Origin of the sequence: Clostridium fallax, assembly GCF_900129365.1 — a bacterium.
In the GTDB taxonomy this organism is placed as follows: domain Bacteria; phylum Bacillota; class Clostridia; order Clostridiales; family Clostridiaceae; genus Clostridium_AH; species Clostridium_AH fallax.
Window position 1 is genome coordinate 37960 of the sequence record NZ_FQVM01000006.1, and the last position, 19660, is coordinate 57619.

28 protein-coding genes are annotated in these 19660 nt (G+C 26.9%); 24 read left to right on the forward strand and 4 right to left on the reverse strand.

The window, feature by feature from the left end; translation table 11 throughout:
- Positions 1-79: 79 nt before the first annotated feature.
- Positions 80-1135, forward strand: coding sequence for a YifB family Mg chelatase-like AAA ATPase (locus BUA70_RS04625; protein ID WP_072893925.1), 1056 nt, complete (start codon positions 80-82; stop codon positions 1133-1135).
- On the opposite strand, the gene BUA70_RS04630 is transcribed toward BUA70_RS04625, so the two are convergent.
- From BUA70_RS04630 to BUA70_RS04645, 4 genes are all read right to left on the reverse strand, one after another.
- Positions 1110-2456, reverse strand: coding sequence for a recombinase family protein (locus tag BUA70_RS04630; RefSeq protein ID WP_342039308.1), 1347 nt, complete (start codon positions 2454-2456; stop codon positions 1110-1112). The genes BUA70_RS04625 and BUA70_RS04630 overlap by 26 nt on opposite strands.
- Positions 2453-2650: a recombinase family protein gene (locus BUA70_RS13265; RefSeq protein WP_143762333.1), complete on the reverse strand. Its 198-nt coding sequence runs from the start codon at positions 2648-2650 to the stop codon at positions 2453-2455. Before BUA70_RS13265 ends, BUA70_RS04630 begins: the two co-directional genes overlap by 4 nt.
- Before the next feature lie 70 nt (positions 2651-2720).
- Entirely contained in the window at positions 2721-3194 is a 474-nt protein-coding gene (locus tag BUA70_RS04640) for an ImmA/IrrE family metallo-endopeptidase (protein ID WP_072893934.1), read from the reverse strand.
- Between the two features lie 28 nt (positions 3195-3222).
- Positions 3223-3720 carry a helix-turn-helix domain-containing protein gene (locus BUA70_RS04645; protein ID WP_072893937.1) on the reverse strand — a complete coding sequence of 166 codons (498 nt, stop codon included), beginning with the start codon at positions 3718-3720 and terminating at the stop codon, positions 3223-3225.
- 151 nt (positions 3721-3871) lie between these two features.
- On the opposite strand from BUA70_RS04645, the gene BUA70_RS04650 reads away from it, so the two are divergent.
- From BUA70_RS04650 to BUA70_RS04750, 23 genes are all read left to right on the forward strand, one after another.
- Entirely contained in the window at positions 3872-4108 is a 237-nt protein-coding gene (locus tag BUA70_RS04650; protein WP_072893940.1) for a helix-turn-helix transcriptional regulator, read from the forward strand.
- A gap of 12 nt (positions 4109-4120) precedes the next feature.
- A complete protein-coding gene (locus BUA70_RS04655) occupies positions 4121-4903 on the forward strand; it encodes an ORF6N domain-containing protein (RefSeq protein WP_072893945.1) in 783 nt (260 codons plus the stop codon).
- Between the two features lie 33 nt (positions 4904-4936).
- Positions 4937-5098: a hypothetical protein gene (locus tag BUA70_RS13030; protein ID WP_159429640.1), complete on the forward strand. Its 162-nt coding sequence runs from the start codon at positions 4937-4939 to the stop codon at positions 5096-5098.
- Complete coding sequence (locus BUA70_RS04660) at positions 5095-5292, forward strand: hypothetical protein (RefSeq protein ID WP_072893949.1); 198 nt, start codon at positions 5095-5097, stop codon at positions 5290-5292. Before BUA70_RS13030 ends, BUA70_RS04660 begins: the two co-directional genes overlap by 4 nt.
- Before the next feature lie 82 nt (positions 5293-5374).
- Complete coding sequence (locus BUA70_RS13035) at positions 5375-5512, forward strand: hypothetical protein (RefSeq protein WP_159429641.1); 138 nt, start codon at positions 5375-5377, stop codon at positions 5510-5512.
- The gene (locus BUA70_RS04665) at positions 5505-7454 is read left to right on the forward strand and encodes an AAA family ATPase (RefSeq protein ID WP_072893952.1); all 1950 of its coding nucleotides are present in this window, start codon (positions 5505-5507) and stop codon (positions 7452-7454) included. Before BUA70_RS13035 ends, BUA70_RS04665 begins: the two co-directional genes overlap by 8 nt.
- Position 7455: 1 nt before the next feature.
- The gene (locus BUA70_RS04670) at positions 7456-8382 is read left to right on the forward strand and encodes a recombinase RecT (protein ID WP_072893955.1); all 927 of its coding nucleotides are present in this window, start codon (positions 7456-7458) and stop codon (positions 8380-8382) included.
- A gap of 1 nt (position 8383) precedes the next feature.
- Positions 8384-9106, forward strand: coding sequence for an MBL fold metallo-hydrolase (locus BUA70_RS04675; RefSeq protein WP_072893958.1), 723 nt, complete (start codon positions 8384-8386; stop codon positions 9104-9106).
- A 9-nt stretch (positions 9107-9115) separates the two neighbouring features.
- Positions 9116-9850, forward strand: coding sequence for a hypothetical protein (locus BUA70_RS04680; RefSeq protein ID WP_072893961.1), 735 nt, complete (start codon positions 9116-9118; stop codon positions 9848-9850).
- Between the two features lie 12 nt (positions 9851-9862).
- A complete protein-coding gene (locus tag BUA70_RS04685) occupies positions 9863-10213 on the forward strand; it encodes a nucleoside triphosphate pyrophosphohydrolase family protein (protein WP_072893964.1) in 351 nt (116 codons plus the stop codon).
- A gap of 18 nt (positions 10214-10231) precedes the next feature.
- Positions 10232-10384 (forward strand): hypothetical protein, encoded by a 153-nt coding sequence (locus tag BUA70_RS13135; protein WP_172607483.1) that lies wholly within the window; start codon positions 10232-10234, stop codon positions 10382-10384.
- Between the two features lie 13 nt (positions 10385-10397).
- Positions 10398-10637 carry an AbrB/MazE/SpoVT family DNA-binding domain-containing protein gene (locus BUA70_RS04690; protein WP_072893967.1) on the forward strand — a complete coding sequence of 80 codons (240 nt, stop codon included), beginning with the start codon at positions 10398-10400 and terminating at the stop codon, positions 10635-10637.
- A 23-nt stretch (positions 10638-10660) separates the two neighbouring features.
- Positions 10661-11071, forward strand: coding sequence for a DUF1064 domain-containing protein (locus tag BUA70_RS04695; protein ID WP_072893972.1), 411 nt, complete (start codon positions 10661-10663; stop codon positions 11069-11071).
- Positions 11068-11553 (forward strand): hypothetical protein, encoded by a 486-nt coding sequence (locus BUA70_RS04700; RefSeq protein WP_072893975.1) that lies wholly within the window; start codon positions 11068-11070, stop codon positions 11551-11553. The genes BUA70_RS04695 and BUA70_RS04700 overlap by 4 nt, the downstream gene beginning before the upstream one ends.
- A gap of 302 nt (positions 11554-11855) precedes the next feature.
- Positions 11856-12509 carry a hypothetical protein gene (locus tag BUA70_RS04705; RefSeq protein ID WP_072893979.1) on the forward strand — a complete coding sequence of 218 codons (654 nt, stop codon included), beginning with the start codon at positions 11856-11858 and terminating at the stop codon, positions 12507-12509.
- A gap of 73 nt (positions 12510-12582) precedes the next feature.
- Positions 12583-13032, forward strand: coding sequence for a siderophore-interacting protein (locus tag BUA70_RS04710; protein WP_072893982.1), 450 nt, complete (start codon positions 12583-12585; stop codon positions 13030-13032).
- Positions 13033-13361: 329 nt separating this feature from the next.
- Positions 13362-14171, forward strand: coding sequence for a hypothetical protein (locus tag BUA70_RS04715; protein WP_072893985.1), 810 nt, complete (start codon positions 13362-13364; stop codon positions 14169-14171).
- Positions 14172-14315: 144 nt separating this feature from the next.
- Positions 14316-14552 (forward strand): hypothetical protein, encoded by a 237-nt coding sequence (locus tag BUA70_RS04720; protein WP_072893989.1) that lies wholly within the window; start codon positions 14316-14318, stop codon positions 14550-14552.
- A 63-nt stretch (positions 14553-14615) separates the two neighbouring features.
- Positions 14616-14996, forward strand: a complete 381-nt coding sequence (locus BUA70_RS04725) for a terminase small subunit (protein WP_072893993.1) — start codon at positions 14616-14618, stop codon at positions 14994-14996.
- On the forward strand, positions 14986-16224 hold the full coding sequence (locus BUA70_RS04730; RefSeq protein WP_072893996.1) for a PBSX family phage terminase large subunit: 1239 nt from the start codon (positions 14986-14988) through the stop codon (positions 16222-16224). The genes BUA70_RS04725 and BUA70_RS04730 overlap by 11 nt, the downstream gene beginning before the upstream one ends.
- A gap of 13 nt (positions 16225-16237) precedes the next feature.
- Positions 16238-17695, forward strand: a complete 1458-nt coding sequence (locus BUA70_RS04735; RefSeq protein ID WP_172607482.1) for a phage portal protein — start codon at positions 16238-16240, stop codon at positions 17693-17695.
- On the forward strand, positions 17685-19295 hold the full coding sequence (locus BUA70_RS13040) for a minor capsid protein (RefSeq protein WP_111944830.1): 1611 nt from the start codon (positions 17685-17687) through the stop codon (positions 19293-19295). The genes BUA70_RS04735 and BUA70_RS13040 overlap by 11 nt, the downstream gene beginning before the upstream one ends.
- Before the next feature lie 12 nt (positions 19296-19307).
- Positions 19308-19655, forward strand: a complete 348-nt coding sequence (locus BUA70_RS04750) for a hypothetical protein (RefSeq protein WP_072893999.1) — start codon at positions 19308-19310, stop codon at positions 19653-19655.
- Positions 19656-19660: the final 5 nt, after the last annotated feature.

A 19660-nucleotide genomic window follows, 5' to 3' on the forward strand; every position in this document is an offset into this window, starting at 1 on the left:
ATCACCTCAATAGAATTATTGACCAAAAATTGATTAATATTTCTTTTTTTATGTCAATAATGAAAGAGAGGTGATTAATATGGCAGTAACAATAAAAAGTGCTACCTTTTCTGCTTTAGAAGCTAAAATAATAAATGTAGAAGTAGATATAAGCAAAGGTCTTCCTTCTTTTACTATAGTAGGACTTCCAGGAACTTCTATAAAGGAATCTAAAGAGAGAGTAAGGGCAGCTATAGTTAACTCGGGATATATTTTTCCTTTAGGTAGAATAACTATAAATTTAGCTCCAGCAGATCTTAAAAAGATAGGTACTTTATTAGATTTACCTATAGCAATGGGACTTTTAATTGCAAGTGATCAAATAAAAATTCATGATATAGATAAAAATTTATTAGTAGGTGAGTTGTCATTAGCAGGAGATTTAAGAGGAATAAATGGAATACTTCCTATTTTAATTGAGCTACAAAATAAAAATTATAAAAAATTTATATTTCCTAAGGAAAATTCTAATGAATGTATTATAACAAGTGAAAATTTATATCCTCTAGAAAGTTTAAAAGAGGTAGTTAATTTAATAAAATATAATGATCTTAAGCCTTGGAAACCAGAGTTTAGTTTAAATAGTGATATCGGTTATAAAAAAGATTTTTCTGAGGTTTGTGGCCATGAAAGTATAAAAAGAGCAATGGAAATTGCAGCATCAGGTCATCATAATATTTTAATGTTTGGACCTCCTGGTAGTGGAAAAACTATGCTAGCGGAAAGACTTCCATCTATCCTTCCTAGTTTAAACTATGAAGAAGTATTAGAGGTCTCTAAAATATACAGTATCTCTGGCCTTTTAAAAGAAGAAGGCCTATTAAAAAATAGACCTTATAGAAGTCCTCATCATACAATAACTTCATCAGCTATGGTAGGAGGAGGAAGGGAGCTTAAAGTTGGAGAGATATCTTTAGCTCATAAGGGAGTACTATTTTTAGATGAACTTTTAGAGTTTAATAAAGGGGTTATAGAACTTTTAAGGGAGCCTATTGAAAATAAAGAGATAACAATATCAAGGCTTAATTCTAAGGCTACCTTTCCAAGCGACTTTATTTTTATAGGGGCCTTCAATCCATGTCCTTGTAGACATTAAAGTTGACGTTGAAGTTTAGAGTTGGTTTAATTACAAGTTCTTTTCTACCATTTTCAATTTTAAAATTAACTAATACTTCTTTTATTAAATACTTTATAATTTCTTTCTTTTTTTCTCTGGAGCAGTTAACTATACTCTTTTTATATTCTATTATTGTTTCTGTAAAAGAATTTAATTTTTCTTGACAATTAACTAGATTATTTTCAATTTGGAGTATTAATTTATTTAATCTGTTTTTCTCATCTTTTATTGCTTTTATTTCTTTTTCAACATCATCTTCGCTTATTAAATCCTTTCTAAATAAAGTTAAAATCTTATCTTTTTCTTTATCTTTTTTATTAAATTCTTCTTTCAGTTTTAATAAATTCTTTTTTTTCTCATTAGAAGAAATTTTACTTTTATTTAAACTTGGAATTACCTTTTCATAATTTAATAATATTTGCTTTACTAGACTCCACATTGTTTCTTCCATAACTTCAGCATTTACATTTATGTTATCACAAGTTTCTCCCAGGATTCGCTTTTTGTCACCTCTTTTAGTAGCACATACATAAACAGAACTTTTATCTTTATACGAAACTCCCTGAAAATTTCTACCACATCGTTCACATTTTAATATTCCACTTAATAAATAAGTTCTCTTATGACAATTGCGAGGGTTACAATAATTATTTTTTTGCTTTTGAATCTGTGCTTTATTCCAAATTTCTTCATCTATTATTGCAGGAACATTTCTAGAAATAGTTTCCTTTCGTCTTGTTCCACGTTTACCATACTCATGAATACCTTTATATGTACTACTGGATAATATTCTAAGAATACTATTATGTCTCCATTTACCTGTTAAGCCTTTTCTACGTTTACCTTTACTATTTCTAAAACTATTTGTGGGTATATTAAGACTATTTAAATACATAGATATATCTATTGATGTATAGTTTTTATTAACATATAAATTATATATTTCTTTTACAACTTTAGCTTCTTCCTCATTTATTTGTAGATAACCATCAGCATTAACTTCATAGCCATAAGGAACAATTCCGCCAAGCCACTTACCTTTTTTAGCGGCTCTTGTTGCGCCTAGAAACATTCTATCTAATATATTATTTCTTTCTAATTCAGCCATATTTAAATAAGTTATAAATTGAAATCTACCTGTTGCTGTATTTAAATCGAACGGCTCAGTTATACTAATTATTTCTATGTTATATTTTCTTAAAAGTTCTATAGCACTTAAGCCACTTAGAGTATCTCTTCCAAATCTATCAATTTTCCAAACTAAAATAGCATTAAATAATCCTTTTTTAGCATCTTCTATAAGTTCTCTTTACCAGCAGGTCTTTCATTAAAAGGAACTGTGCCAGATATTCCATCATCTAAATATTTTTTAAAGGTATTTAAATTATTTTTCATTTCTATATAAGTATTAAGTATTTCAACTTGATTTTCTATTGTTTCTCTTTCTTTCTGATCATCACTAGATACTCTACAATATAGAGCAACTTGTTTCATAAAATCACCTCCTAATCTTTTTAGTTCATCAATAGAGAATGTATGTTCTTTTTGATTTATAAAATAATCATTAGAAATCCTCAAACTTTTTAAGGACTCCTAATGTTGGTTCAAATCTAATAATATAGTTATCTAATTCATACCAGGAACCATATTTACTTTTATAATAATCTAAAGCTTCTTGTAAAAATTCCTCCGTAATATTTAGATATTCAGCTAATTCATATCTTCCTTTGCAACCATATTCGAAAGCATTTATAATTCCCACTAGACCTATATTTTTATCATAACTCCATCTTCTAGCTATAAGTTCTTGCTTTTTATGAATTATATTATTTTGATTGCATATATTTCCTACTGTTTTATGAAAATGTCCCAATTCTTCTGCTAAGACACAAGTTTTTTCTTTAATATTATTTTTAGAATTTATAAATATTTTATTACCAATACATTTACCACAAGGGCTATTAACACCAAAATTAATTTCTATAACTTCAATACCATCTTTTTCAGCTTCTTTTATTAAAACATCATAGTTTGCCATTAATAATACCTCCCATCCCTTGAAGATATTATTTATGATTTTTTAAATATTCTTCTATTTTTGAATTCATCATATTTTTTTCTTCTTCTGACAAATTATCATCATGACAAGCAATAGGCATTAAATGTTCTTTTCCTTCTTCTTCCCATATTTGCTTTTGATATTTAGGCATTTCAATTAAATCTTTAGTATAAGTAAAGACTTTTTTCTTACCTAAGTCATTTAGCTTTCTTAAATCTTCTATATGTTCTTTTTCTTCCTTGGATAAATTATTATTAACAGAAGGTTTTTCTTGTTTTTGTAATCCTAAAAGCCAAACAGGATCTACATTTAATGCATTAGCTATTATTTCTAGTTTATCTATAGGCATATTTTTTATAGAGCCAGTTTCATATCTTTGTAATGTAGATTTACTCATATTAGTTTTAACTGCTAAATCTTGATATGAAAGTTTTAATTCTAATCGTCTTTCTTGAATTCTTTTCATTATTGTTTTCATATTTTCACTATTAAATAAATGCGTCATTTAATCACCTCATAATATAATTATAAAATATTTTTTCATAAATGCAACGATTATTTTAAAAAATATAAAAAAAAGTTGCATAAATGGGTTGACGAACAATTAAAGAGGTGTTATGATTTAATCATCCCAAATATGCAACGGAGGTGAGTAGATGATTTATAATAAATTAAAGGGAATTATGAAAGAAAATAATTGTTCTCAAAGTAAATTGGCTAAAAAATTAAACATAACAACTCAAAGTTTAAATGCTAAACTTAATGGACGTACTCAGTTTACTATAAGAGAAGCTGTAGATATCATTTCTATTTTTAATATAAAAAATCCAAATGATATAACGGAAATTTTTTTTACAAATAATATCCCAAATAAGCAACGAAAAATTAGTTAAGGAGGATAGCTTATGGGTAATTTAATACCATTAGAATTTAAAAATCAAATAATAATTACAACAAAAGTTTTAGCAGAAGAATTCGGAACAGAAGAAAAAAATATACAAATGAATTTTAGTAATAATCAATTTAGGTTTAAAGAAGGAAAACATTTTATAAAACTTAATGGACAAGTACTGAAAGATTTTAAAAATAGCTTACCCAATGAAATTAGGGAACCTATAAAGTTTGCTCCAACTCTTTACTTGTGGACAGAAAAAGGTGTTGCAAGACATGCAAAAATTCTTGATACCGATAAAGCATGGGATGTATATGAGGAATTAGAGGAAACTTATTTCAGAGTAAAAGAAGGAAAAACTAATTTAGATGGATTAAGTCCACAGTTACAGGCTCTTATCAATATTGAATTAAATCAAAAGAAACTTGAAGAAAAAATAAATTTAGTTAGAGAAGAAAATAAAGAAGAAATAGAAGCTATGAGAAGTGCTATTACTCTAGACAGTAATGGATGGAGAAAAGAAACTACAGCAATAATAAATAAGATAGCAAATAAGTTAGGAGGTTTTTCACAGGTAAATCTTTTAAAAAGAGAAATTTACAAGTTATTAGATACTAGGCTTGGAGTTGATGTAAATAGAAGATTACTTGAAAAACAAAAAAGAATGGCTTTAGAAGGTGTATGTAAAAGTAAGATAAATAAAACTAATGTCCTAGATGTAATAGCGGAAGATAAAAAGCTTATAGATGGTTATGTAAATATAATAAGGCAGTATGCACTTAAATATGGAGTATAGAGATTAAAGTATAAAAGAAAAGGAGACTTAATTATGGCTTATAAAGAAATAGTTATAAATAAAAAAACAAAAATAATAATAGCTGAACCAAAATTTAGCGGTATAAGTAAAGAGGAACAAAAAGAACTTTTAAAAAAAGCTATACTTACTCTTATGCCAGGTTATGAATTAGATGAGATTAAGGAGGAAATATGAATCTAAAAGATACTATAAATCAACTAGAAGATATCAAGGAAAATAATGATTTAGTTGATAATAAAAAAGCTTTGAAAAAAGCTATTACAATCTTAAAAATTGTCAGCAAAGTCTATGAAGAGTTACTTGCAATTTTAATGATACTTATAGTTTTCGGGTTTCTTTATCTTATAGCTTGTAGAGTTTATAAATAAAGAAAAGTAGTTCTTATCTATAGCGCCAACTATAAACAGATAAGAGCTACTCAAAAAACTCAATTAAATGATAGGTCATTTTATGAAAAATTGCAAGTACTTAGATTTTGACAATGGACAAGTTTATGACATTAGAACTGGTAATGAAGTTAGTGATCTAAAGGAGACAGATATAGATACATTACTAGAAATAGTGGAGGAGGAAAATATAAATGAGTAAAAATATTTTTATTAAGTCTTTAGAGTTAAAGAACTTTAAGGGGATGAAGAGTTTTTCAGTAGATTTTTCTAATATAACTAATATCTATGGTGATAATGGTACAGGAAAAACTACTATAGTAGATGCTTTTACATGGTTATTATTTGATAAGGATAGTAAAGATAGAACATCATTTGAGATTAAAACATTAGATAAAAATGGAGAGGTACTTCATGGATTAGATCATGAAGTTATAGGAGTTCTAAATATAGATGGAAAGGACATAAAACTTTCAAAAATATATAAGGAGAAGTGGACAAAGAAGCGTGGTGAAGCAGATAAGCAGCTTACAGGACATGAAACTTTATATAGTATGGATGAAGTACCAGTAAAGAAAAAAGAATACCAAGAAACTATAAATAAAATTATAGATGAAAACTTATTTAAATTAATTACTAACCCTCTTTATTTTAGTGCAAATATGAAATGGCAGGACAGAAGAAATGTACTTTTAAATATTATAGGAGATATTTCTAATGATAAGGTTATTAACTATAGAAGTAATCTAAAGCCATTAGAAAAGCTTTTAGATGATAAGGATATAAATACATTAAAGAAGAGTGTACAAGCTAAGAAAAAAAAGCTAAATGAAGAAATAAAAGCTATTCCAATAAGAATAGATGAGGCTAGTAATTCAATAAAAAATGATATAGATTTTGAAGCTTTAGATTTTAAAAGAAAAGGAATCATAAGTGGAATAAAAGGTTTAGAAGAGCAACTTATAGATGGTTCTAAAGTTAGAGATGAACTTTTAAAAGAAAAAGATAAACTATATTCTTTGAAATCTAAATTAAGAGATATTGAGTATAAGGCAAGTATGGAATCGGATAAACCAAAGAGAAAATTGGAAAGTAATCTTAATACTTTAAAATTAAATATTAAGAAATTAGAGTATTATATTAATTCCTTAAATACAGATAAAAGCAATATAGAATATGATATACAAAAATATAAAAAGCTTAGTGATGACGAAAGAAATAAGTGGTTTGAAGAAAATAAAGAAGTATTTAAATTTGATGAAAGTAGCTGTGTATGTCCTACTTGTAAAAGGGCCTTTGATGAAGAAAAGATACAGCATATAAAACAAGACTTGCAGGAAAACTTTAATTCTAATAAAGCTAAGACTCTTAAGGAAATTCAAGTGAAAGGTAAGGGATATACTGATTTATTAAATAAATATAAAGAGAAATTAGAAGAAGTAAATTTTCAAATTAAAGTTTCAAATCATGAGTTAAATGATTTGAGGATTTCAGAAGAAAGACTTCAAGAACAAATTGATAACTTCAAATCAATAAATCCATTAATAAATAATCAGGAATATGAAGATTTAAAAGCTGAAATTGTAGAACTTGAAAATAAGTTACAGCAACCAGATACTATTAATAATCAAGTTCAAGAGCTTAAAGAAAGAAAAAGTAAGCTAGAATTTGAACTTGAAGAAATAACTAAGCAATTAGGTCATAAAGAACAAAATGAAGAGCTTAAAAATAGAATAGAAAGTCTTAAAGAAGAAGAAAGATCTCTTTCAAATACATTTGCTGAACTTGAAGGTCAGGAGTTCTTATGTGAAGAGTTTATAAAAACAAAAGTAGAATTATTGGAATCTTCAATTAATTCTAAGTTTAAATATGTAACCTTTAAGTTATTTGATGTTCAAGTAAATTCAGGAATAAATGAGTCATGTGAAGCTTTGATAGATGGAGTTCCATTTAGTAATGCTAATAGTGCTAGTCAGATTAATGCAGGATTAGATATTATCAATACTTTATGTAAGCACTACAATGTACAAGCTCCTATATTTATTGATAATAGAGAATCAATAAATGAAATTATAGATACAGATTCTCAAATTATAAATCTTATTGTTAGTAAAGATAAAAATTTAAAAGTGGAGGTAATGTAAAATGGCTGAAAAAAATACAGCAGTAACAGTTCAAGAAAAAAATATTACAGAGGAAGTGCTTTCAAGAGTACAAGCTTTAAATAAAAAAGGAGATTTAGTTATTCCTAAAGGATACAGTGCTGAAAATGCTTTAAAGAGTGCTTACTTAATACTTTCAGAAACAGTAGATAAAGAAAAGAAACCAGTACTTCAAACTTGCAGCAAAATGAGTATAGCAAATACTTTACTAGATATGGTTATACAAGGTTTAAGTCCAGCTAAAAAACAATGTTATTTTGTAGCTTATGGAAAGAAACTACAGTTAATGAGAAGTTATATGGGAACTGTAGCAGTAACTAAAAGACTTAAAGGAATTAAAGATGTTAAAGCATACTGTATTTATGAAGGTGATGAATTTGAACAGGAATATAACATAGATACAGCAACTCTTAAGATAACAAAGTTTAATCCTAAATTTGAAAATATAGATATAAATAAAATTAAAGGTGCTTTTGCAGTAGTTTTAGGTGAAGATGGTCCAATTCATACAGAAGTTATGAATATAAACCAAATTAGAAACTCATGGAATCAAGGGTATGCAAAAGGTAATAGTGGAGCACATAATAATTTTACGGATGAAATGGCTAAGAAAACTGTATTAAATAGAGCTTGCAAAATGTATGCAAATACATCAGATGATAGTGATCTATTAATTGAATCATTTAATAATACAGATAAAGCCTATGATGAAAAAGATATGCTAACTAATGTTGATTATGAAGTTCAAGAAGAGATAAAAGAGAAGGCAAATTCTAAACCTTTAAGTTTAAATTCAGAAACAGTAGAACCAATTAAACATATTGAAACAGTTGAAACCGAAAAAGTTGAATTTAAAGAGAATGAAGTAATACCAGGACAGGTTAATATGATGGAAGGACCAGGATTCTAAGATGGAACTTAAAGTATTAGGGAGTGGCAGTTCAGGAAACTGCTATCTCTTACAAAATGAAAATGAAACTTTAATTATAGAATGTGGATTACCATACAAGACAATTTTAAATGGTTTAAATTTCAACTTAAGTAATGTAGTAGGCTGTTTAATAAGTCATGAACATAAGGATCATAGCAAAGCAGCAAATGATTTAATTAATAATGGAATAGATATATATCTAAGTGAAGGAACTATTGCTGGAATTGAATTTACTGATATAAATAGTGGATACAGGATAAATAAACTTATAAGTGAAAAAACAATTAAGATAGGAAGTTTTATTATATTACCATTTGAAACAGAACATGATGCAAATGAACCACTTGGATTTTTAATTTATCACAATGATATAGGAAAGCTTTTATTTATTACAGATAGTTATTACTGCAAATATAAATTTTCAGATATAGATCATGTAATGATAGAGTGCAATTACAGTTTAGAAATATTAAAAGAAAAACAATTACCACAAACTTTAAAAGGTAGAATTATTAAATCTCATTTTGAGCTGGATAATGTGAAGAACTTTTTAAAAACAACGGATTTAAATGATACTAAAGAAATATTACTTATTCATTTAAGTGATGGAAATAGTAATTCAGAGCAGTTTAAAACAGAAATAGAAAGATTGACAGGTAAACCTACTTATATTGCAGATAAAGGCTTAGAAATTAATTTATAGGAGGCAGATATGAGCCAAGGGTGGTTTAAATTATATAGAGAATTATTTGAAAAAGCAATATGGCAAAGTTCCACTCCAGAACAAAAGGTTGTATTAATAGCACTACTTGGAATGGCAAACCACCAAGGCAGAGAATGGGAGTGGAAAGGAAAACAATTTAAAGCTCAACCAGGACAATTTGTTACTTCAATTGATAGCATAGTTAAACGTTGTGGCAAAGGAATTTCAGAACAAAATGTTAGAACTGCACTTAAAAAATTTAAAAAGTATGAATTTCTAACAGAGGAAGTAACAAAGACAGGAAGGCTTATAAACCTAGTAAACTGGAGACTTTACCAAGGTACAGAAAATGAAACTAACAAACAAACTAACAAAGAGCTAACAGACACATCACAAACACCTAACAAAGACTTAACAAACAGCTCACAAACACCTAACAAAGAGCTAACACCTAACAAGAATGATAAGAATGATAATAAAGAAAAGAATGATAAAGAAGGAAAAGAAGGGGAAGAAAAAACACCTCAACTTCCACCTCTTTCCTTTCCTACTCAAATTCATGAATTTATATTTAAACAATTTGGTGAAACATCTTATAGAACTTGGTTTATGAATACTGAAATATCTGAAAGTCATGGTGTTATAAATATTAATCCTAATGAATCATTTAAGAAAGGTATCATAACTCAAGAATATTCTAAAGCATTAGAAACTATTTTAAATAAAAAAGTAGTAGTAAGCTAAGGAGGAATGATTTTGAAACTATTAATGCATATACTCAAGAAAAATAAAAAGCTAAATATTGATAATGAAGCAGTTAGTTTTACAGATATAGAAGATAAATTTATGGAGGAAGCAGCAGAACTTATAGAAGCTTCAAGAGTGTGGCAAGAAAATAAAAATTTAGAGAATCTGAAAAATATAATTAGAGAAACATTTGATGTCATTCAAATGTGTATCTTGATACTTTGGAGGTCTGATAAGGAGGCTAAGAAGCTTAAAGCAGATTTATTAGTACAAACTATTAACTTAGAACATAAAGACAAAGTTATTACTCAGTATGGTTGGGAACCTGAAACAGGGATAAGAATAGAGATTCTAAAATAATTTGTTAGGAGTGAAAAAATGAGTTATTTAGATTTACTAATAAAGAGAGCTGCTATTAAAGCTGCTGAAAAGATAAATGAAGAGTTAAAGGCTAGAAAAAAATATCTTAAAAAATGCAGAAATAGAGAGATTCTGTATAAAAAGAAATTAAGTCTTGGAAGAAGATTGTAGGAGGAAGAAGAAAATGAAATCAACAGGAATCGTTAGAAAAGTAGATGAATTAGGAAGAATAGTAATTCCAAAGGAACTTAGAAGAACATTAAACATAGAAGAAAAGGATTCTTTAGAGATCTATGTAGATGGAGAACAAATCATATTAAAGAAATATGAGCCAAGCTGTATATTCTGTGGAGACGCTAGAGACGTTATAAACTATAAAGGTAAAAATATATGTAGGAAGTGCTTAAAAGAGCTTAGAAAGTAATTTTTAAGGTTTATGGAGGGGTTATGAGTAAATATAAATCACAAAAGATAGTTATAGATGGAATAAAATTTGATAGTAAAGATGAAGGGAAATACTATCAATATCTTAAAAAGTTAAAAGCAGAAGGTAAGATATTAAATTTTGAATTGCAACCTAAATATGAATTGCAACCAAGCTTTAAAAAGAATGGAAAAGCATATAGGGCAATAACATATGCACCTGATTTTCTCATTTATCATACAGATGGTTCCGAGGAACTTATAGATATTAAGGGAATGAGTACTCAACAAGGTGAAATGAGAAGAAAAATGTTTGACTATAAATATCCAGAATTAAAACTTACTTGGGTAGCTAGATCATTAAAATACAGCAATACTGGTTGGATAGATTATGATAAGTTAAACAAGATAAGAAGGGAGAATAAAAAGAAATGACAAAAATAAAGATTGTAAATGATAGAACAGGAGAAATAAAAGAAATAGATTGTATTGGTTACAACTTACAGTTTGTAACATCAGATGGAGATGGAAGAGTACAAAAGATTAGAGAATTAAATAATGGAAAGTATGACTGTAAACATTGGATTAAGAATGATATTTATTATCCTATAGCAAAAAAAGTAAAAGCAAATCTTATAGAATTATCACCTTCTTTAACAAGTGTAAATATAGAAAATATATTGTTTTTGGAAGATATAGATTATGTAACAGATGAGATAAATAGAAAAACAGATTGGGTAATGAAAATAAAAAAGGCACCAGCTCAATTAACTCAACTAACAGGGTATAAATTCATTATAGAAAGTAGGGAATTTTGGATGTCTAGAATAAGTTATGAACAAATTGTAGCTCATATTTATAGTTGCTTAAAGCAAATAGATGGAGATAAGGTAGTAGAACCAGATATAAAAGGTTGAAAAGAAGTTTTAGGAACATTAGGTTATGGATGGGAAACTACTATAAGTCCTATTCCTAATTTGCTAGATGGATTTGAACAAGAAGATTTTAATATGCTAAAAAGGGCCGATAAGCAGACTAAATTTGATTTAAGAAATGTAAGATAAATAGTTTTAATTTAGGAGATAGAATCTTTTATTCTCTAAATTAAGTTAAAGTGTTCTTTTAAAATTGAATAGTGCGGTATTAAAATTGACATTTGGCAAATATTGATTTATAAGTATAGTTATAAATTAATAATATTTAAATAAGGGGGATTTTAATGTATAGCAAAATTGAAGTCATTGATTATGTATGGCAATATTCTAGATGTTTGGGGAATTTATTAGGCAGTTGCTATAGATTAGAGGAATACGAAGAAGGACAAATACTATTATTTAATTTATTTAATATAACAGAAGTAATTTTTAAAAGCGTAATAGAAGATTATGAGAGTAGATTTATTGATATAATAGATAAATTAAAAAAATATGATTATATTAATGATATTGAATGTAATTTTCTTAATGATAAAAAAATAGGAATTAGAAAATTTAGAAACTTATTAGCTCATGCTAATTTATCAAAATATAATGTAATATTTTTGGATGAAGATAATAAATTGATGTATCCATTAACAGAAAATGAAACATGTATGAAGTTATATAATTTATTTTCTGATATATTATTTAATTTAATATTGAAAGTTGTAAAATTTAATAATATTAAGTTAGATAATGAGATTAAAAATATAAATATAGAAATTATGGAAATTAGTGATGATGAACTATTATTATATAAAGGATTTGAAAAGGAAGATATAAAAAAACTAAATAATAATAACATTATGTCAGAAGATACAAAATATAGATTAGCTGAAAATAGTCAAGATATTCAAGTTTTAGAATCTATATTTAAAAATTTATTTATTAAATAATTATATTTTAATACTATATAATTCATAAATTGAATAATATAGTATTTTTTATTCAAAGTTAAGAGGTGATTAAGTGTCAGATAATAACTATAGAAAAACAGAAGGTATTTTATATAATTATATAGATATAAAAACAGAAATTAAAAATACTGAAATAGATATACAAGAGTTAAAAGCAGAATATGAAGGAGTATCTGGAATTTCTTATGAAGAAAGATCAACGCCAACTAATAAATTTAATTCAAGTGTAGAAAATGAGTTATTAAGAAAAGAAAACCTAATTAAAAAACTTATTAGAGAAAAAGATAGTAAACAAAGGTTAATAAATAAGATAGATAATGCATTAGAGCCATTAGATGAAATTGAAAGGAAAATAATAGAGTATAGGTGCATTAGAGGTTATGGTTGGACAAAGGTTGGTGTTATGCTTAATATGGATGGAGATTATTGTGGAAGAATAAAAAGAAAAGTAATTAACAAGATAGCTCCTAATATATGGATTAAAGAAAAGTTTATTGATTAGTACGTAAAAAATACGGAAATAAGTCGTAAATAAAACGGAACATTTACTGTATATATGTGATAATATTGTATCATAGAAAAACCACAAGGGACTTACAAACCGTGGTGACAGGGCACTCGGCAACGGGTGCCTTTTGCATTATAAAAAATAAGACATATTCATAAAAGTTAATATATATTAACCAAAGTACTTAGCTAAGGTGGATGATTTGCTCCATACTATAGGTTAATTGCTTTTTACATACTTACTTAAAAAAGAAATAAAAATAAAATTGAAAAAGTAAGAAAATCCTTTATAATGTAGAATTAGTTGCATATAAAGGAGGAAAAATGAATATAGAAAATTTAAAAATAAACACAAAAAGAATATTAAAAAAGATTCCATATAAAAAAATATATGTAGTATTAATTGTTTTCATAGGATTAAACATTTTGGGGAAAATAATTGGATTTAACATAGTAAGTACAATTTTAATCTCAATAAGTTTGTTAGCTTTAGCTATAACTATATTAATAAATTCAATATTATTTTTAATTGATGATATAGAAAGGATAGCAACAGTTTTAATAGTTATTATATGGGTTTGTTTTACTATTGGAATTATTGGGAAAGGAATGTTATATTTTATTCCTATAATTTTCCCTCAAAAATCAATAGATACTATAATCAATCTTTACAGTAGTTGTATATCTGCTATAATTTCTGCATTTATAGGAATAATGGGAGTATTTTTGGGTTCAAATCAGCAAAAGAATTACCAAAAACAAATAGATTTAAAAAATCAACTACAAAAACAAAAAAATCTAGAAAGAATGTTTAAAACATTTATATGCCAAGAAATAACCTATAACTTTAATATTGCAATTCCAGGAATTAAAACATTTTTTAAAAATAACGAAAAACCATTTAATAATTATTCCTATGACTCAGATAGGTTTATATTTAAAGAATTTAGTGAAATAAAATCTGAAATTATATCAATAGATTCAGAATTGAGTAAAAACATAATCGAAGTTTATAGTATGTTTAAGATACTACAATATAATAAAAAGGTAGACAATTTGAATAAAGAACAATATGATTTTGTAAGAAAGGTTTATTTAAACAATATTGAGAAATATGAAGGGACTAATGAATAAATATTCTTGAACTATGTTAAAATACACCAAATATGATTTACTGTTAGTTTAAAATATAAGAGAAAATGATAAACGAATTATGAAGGAAAACCTTCTTAAGTGCAGAAATAAATAGTAAAAGTACTTACATATGGAGGTTAAAATATGAATAGAAATATGTGTTCAAGAAATGTAAAAGAAAAATATTTCGGTATTGAAAAATGTGCTATATGTGGCGAGAAATTTAAATGGGTTGAAGATGAAAATGCAGAATTAATTGTTTATACAAAATCATATGATGGAAATAAAGTTTTTCTTGATTTTGATCTAATAGCAAAGTGCACTAAATGTCTTCATAAATGTAAATATAAAGTAAGCACTGATGGCGAAAAATATCGTTAACAAAAAAGAGCATCTATTGATTTAGGTGCTCTTTTTTGTACATTAAGATAAGGAGGTGGCATTGTGAAGCTAACATCAAAACAAAAGGCATTTGCTGATTATTATATACAGTTAGGCAATGCCACAGAAGCAGCGATAAAAGCTGGATATAGTAAAAGAACAGCAAAAGAAACAGGATATGAGAACCTCACAAAACCTCACATAAAAGATTATATAGAGGAAAGAAATAAAACTATTGAAAGCAAAAGAATAGCTGATATGAAAGAAGTTAAAGAGTTCTGGACTAATGTATTAAGAGATAAAGAAGTTGAAACTAAGGATAGATTAAAAGCATCCGAATATATAGCAAAAACTAGCGGTGCTTTTTTAGATAAAGTAGAGCATAGTGGAAATGTATCTAACGAAGTCAATATAACAATTGACGGTGAAGAATATGGGACTTAAACTCAATATTAATTCCAATATATTCAACCCTATATATTTAAAACATCAATTAAATAATAATAACCGTTATCAAATTTACTTTGGAGGTTCATCTTCAGGTAAATCTTTTTCTTTAGCTCAAAGAACTGTTTTAGATGTACTTAATGGTCATAGAAATTACTTAATAGTTAGAAATGTTCAAAATACAATTAAGAGATCATGTCTTAATGAAATAACAAAAGCAATAAGTAACTTTAAGGTTGCTAATTACTTTGAAGTTAATAAAACAGATATGATAATTACTTGTAAAATAAATAAAAAACAAATACTATTTTGTGGTTTAGATGATGTTGAAAAGATTAAATCAATTACTCCAGTAGATGGGGTAATAACTGATATATGGGTAGAGGAAGCAACCGAAACAGAATATAAAGCAGTTAAACAATTAGATAAAAGACTTAGAGGAAGGTCAGATGTAACCAAAAGATTAACTTTAAGTTTTAATCCAATACTTAAGGACCATTGGTTATACAATGAATATTTTAATATTTGGGAAGATAATAAGCAGTATGTAGAAAAGAATAATGTATCTATTCTTAAAACCACATATAAAGATAATAAGTTTTTAACTGATGATGATATATCAGCATTAGAAAATGAAACAGATCCATATTATTATGAAGTTTATACATTAGGTAACTGGGGAGTTCTTGGAGCTGTTATATTTAAAAATTGGAAAGTGCAAGACTTTAGTGATATTGAAAAGACATTTGATAATTATAGGCATGGAGTTGACTGGGGATTTGCTGATGATCCTTTTGCGTATATAAAATCATATTTAGATAAGACAAGAAAAAGGCTTTATATATGTGATGAAATAGAAGTAGTTGGAATGTTAAATGAAGAATCAGCTCCTTTAGTAAAAGAAAAGGCTGGTTCAAGTAGAGTGATATGTGATAGTGCTGAACCTAAATCAGTAGCTGAATTTAAAAAACTAAGGGTAAATGCTAAATCAGCAAAGAAGGGACCAGGAAGTATTGAATATGGAATTAAGTTTTTACAAGGTTTAGAAATTATAATACATCCGAGATGTCAAAACTTCAAAAATGAAATAAGCAAGTATAAATATAAAGAAGATAAGAATGGCAATATCCTTCCTATACCAGTAGATAAGGATAACCATTTAATAGATGCATTAAGATATAGTCTAGAAGATGAAATGAAAGGAAATTCAATATCATTTGATTAAGGAGGTGGTAAGTATGTCTATGATGGGTAAGATAAAATCAATATTAACTACTGGAGCTAATAGTACTATGAATTTAGAAGAGATAATTCAAGAGGATATTAAAGATTGGAATACCTCTCAATCAAGACAGCTTATGTTAGATGGAGAAAGATATTACAAAGGTGATAGTGATATTCTTAAACGTAGACGAATGGCTATAGGGGAAGATGGTCAGTTAGAAGAAGTTAAAAACTTAGCTAATAATAAATTAGTACATAACTTTGTTAGAAAACTAGTAGACCAAAAGGTAGGATATTTATTATCAAAACCTTTAGCTATTCAAACTAACAATATTCAATATAAAGATATACTAGATTATGTTTTTGATAAATCATTTATGAGATTACTTAAAAATCTAGGCAAAGATGCAATTAATAAAGGTATAGCGTGGGCACAGGTTTATTATAATGATGAAGGTAAACTAAGATTTAAAAGATTACCTAGTGAAGAGATAATTCCGTTATGGAAGGATTCAGAGCATACTAAATTAGATGCAGTTATTAGAGTATATCAAATAATAGTTTATGAAGGGCATACAAAAAAAACAGTAATTAAAGCAGAATATTGGGATACAGAAAAGGTATTAAGGTATGTAGAAGATAATGGTAAGTTAGTACCTGATGTTGAAGCGCCAGAAGATACAGGGCATTTTAGTATGGTAGATGATAAAGGAAATAAAAAGTCATTTACCTGGTCTAAAGTGCCTTTTGTATATTTTAAATATAATGATGAAGAGCAGCCGCTTATTAAGTTTGTTAAAAGCCTTGTTGATGATTATGACAGAAATAAAAGTGACAATAGCAATAACTTAGAGGATCTTCCTAATTCTATTTATGTGCTTAAAGATTATGATGGTACAAACCTTGGAGAGTTTAGAAAGAATATGGCTTTGTATCGAGCAGTTAAAGTTACTGGTGATGGCGGAGTTGAAACAAGAAACTTAGAGATTAATGTTGAAGCTTATAAAACTCATATAGAACAAACTAGAAAAGATATATATGAGTTTGGTAGGGGAGTAGATACTCAATCAGATAAGTTTGGCAATAGCCCAAGTGGTATTGCATTAAAGTTTTTATATAATGATTTAGATTTAGACTGTAATATCATAGAAACAGAGTTCCAAGCTTCATTAGAATACTTACTATGGTTTATAAATCAGCATTTAATCAATACTAGACAAGGTGATTTTACTAATGAAAATGTAGATTTTATATTTAATAGAGATACTCTTATAAATGAATCAGATAGTATTAGTAATTGTCAAAATTCAGTAGGTATTATATCGAATGAAACTATAGTTTCTAACCATCCATGGTCCACTAAAGATGAACTAGACAAAATAAAAAAGGAAAAAGAAGATCAGCAAAGTGTTTATCCTAATTTTCAACTAAAGGATGATAGTACTGAAGGTGATGGTCTAAATGAAGAATAAAGACTATTGGAAGAAGCGTTCAGAATCTATAGCTTCAATGCAGTATAAGAAGGTTGACGATTATTTATTATCTATGCAACTTGAATATGATGAAGCATTAGCTAATATCAAAAAAGATATAGAATCATTTTATATAAGGTTTGCTAATAATAATAGAATAAGTTTAAGTGAAGCTAATAAACTTTTAAATTCTAATCAATTATATGAATTTAAAATGGATTTAAAAGAGTTTACTAATAAGGCCAAAGATAATATAGATGGTAAATGGGAACAGGAACTTAATAATGTATCTTATAAAGTTAGAATAAGCAGACTACAAGCTTTACAAACACAACTTAATAATGAAATAGAGAATTTATATTCTAAACAATATAAAGATGTTACAAGCCTTTTAAATGATGTATATGAAGATACTTATTATAGAAATATATATGAAGTTCAAAAGGGTTTAGGAGTTGGAGTAAATTTTGCTAAATTAGATTCTAATAAAATAGAAAAGACTATAAAAGAACCATGGAATGGAGATAATTATAGCAGTAGAATTTGGAGTAATAAATCTAAGTTAGCAATGGAATTACAAACTAATTTGGTACAGTCATTTATAAGAGGAGATAGCATTGATAAAACATCAAAGATAATAGCTAATAGAATGAATGTATCTAAGAATAGAGCTAGAACCTTAGTTAATACTGAAAGTTCATATATAACTTCTAAAGCTACATTTGATAGCTACAGTGGAAGTGGTGTAGTTAAACAATATGAAATATTGGCTACTTTAGACTTAAGGACCTCTCAAATATGTAGGGAAATGGATGGTAAAGTATTTGATTTAAAAGATAAATTAATAGGAATTACAGCTCCACCATTTCATCCTAATTGTAGAACTACTACAGTAGCATATTTTCCAGATAGCATAGATGAAGAAAGAATTGCTAGAGATAGTGATGGTAATAATTATGTAGATGGAAATATGGATTATAAACAATGGTATGATAGGTATGTTAAAGGAAATCCTAAAGAAGAAGTAGCTGAAAAGAAAATAAAAAATAAATCTAATGATATAAAACAGCATGAAAGATACAAAGAGATTTTAGGAGAAAATATTCCTAAATCTTTTGATAAGTTCCAAGAGTTAAAGTATAATAATAAAGGAGATTGGGACAGAATATCATATAAATATAAGCTAGAAACTGTTTATAATTTAGATAGATTGAAGCATACAGAAAATTTTGCAAGTAAGAATGTAATTAAACATATCCTTGAAGGTGAAATAAACAAAAGAGGTAAGGCAGTTGGATTTCATATGGAAAATATGCCAACTAAAAAAGGTGAAATTATAGAAGAAACCAAAAGTAAAGTTAATAAAAATGGTATTTATAACGCAAAGGTAATTATTGAAGGTATACCTAAAATAGCAAAATCAACATTTTTCCCAATTGATATGACGCCGCAAGAAATAGTTAATGCTATAAATGAGGCTTATTATTCTAGAATAGAAACTCCTACAAATGAATTTATAGGTAATACAAGCTATGGATTTAAAATAGGAATGTATTTAGATGATAAGGGCAATATAATGACAGCATATCCTAAATTTTAAAGGAGTGATTATATGAAGTATAGATTTATTATTAAAGAGATATTTGGAAAGTTAGAATTGTTTATGTGTTTTGAAGATAAATATAAAATATTGAGTAATATATTTACTAGATCTGCTTTAGACATTGATAGTAAAGAAGAATGGTTAAAAACTATAGATGATACAATGAAAGGCGAGATTGAAAATGGAGATTTTGGAGTTCAAACAGGATTTGGAGCAGATGTAGGAAAAGAAAAAACAATAATATATTGTGATTTTAGCGATGAAGAAGTTGAGATAACAACAGAGGAATTTAAGAAAATATCAGAGATATGGTTTGATAAGTTAGAAGAGTTTAATAAAAAACAAAATATTAATTAATAAGC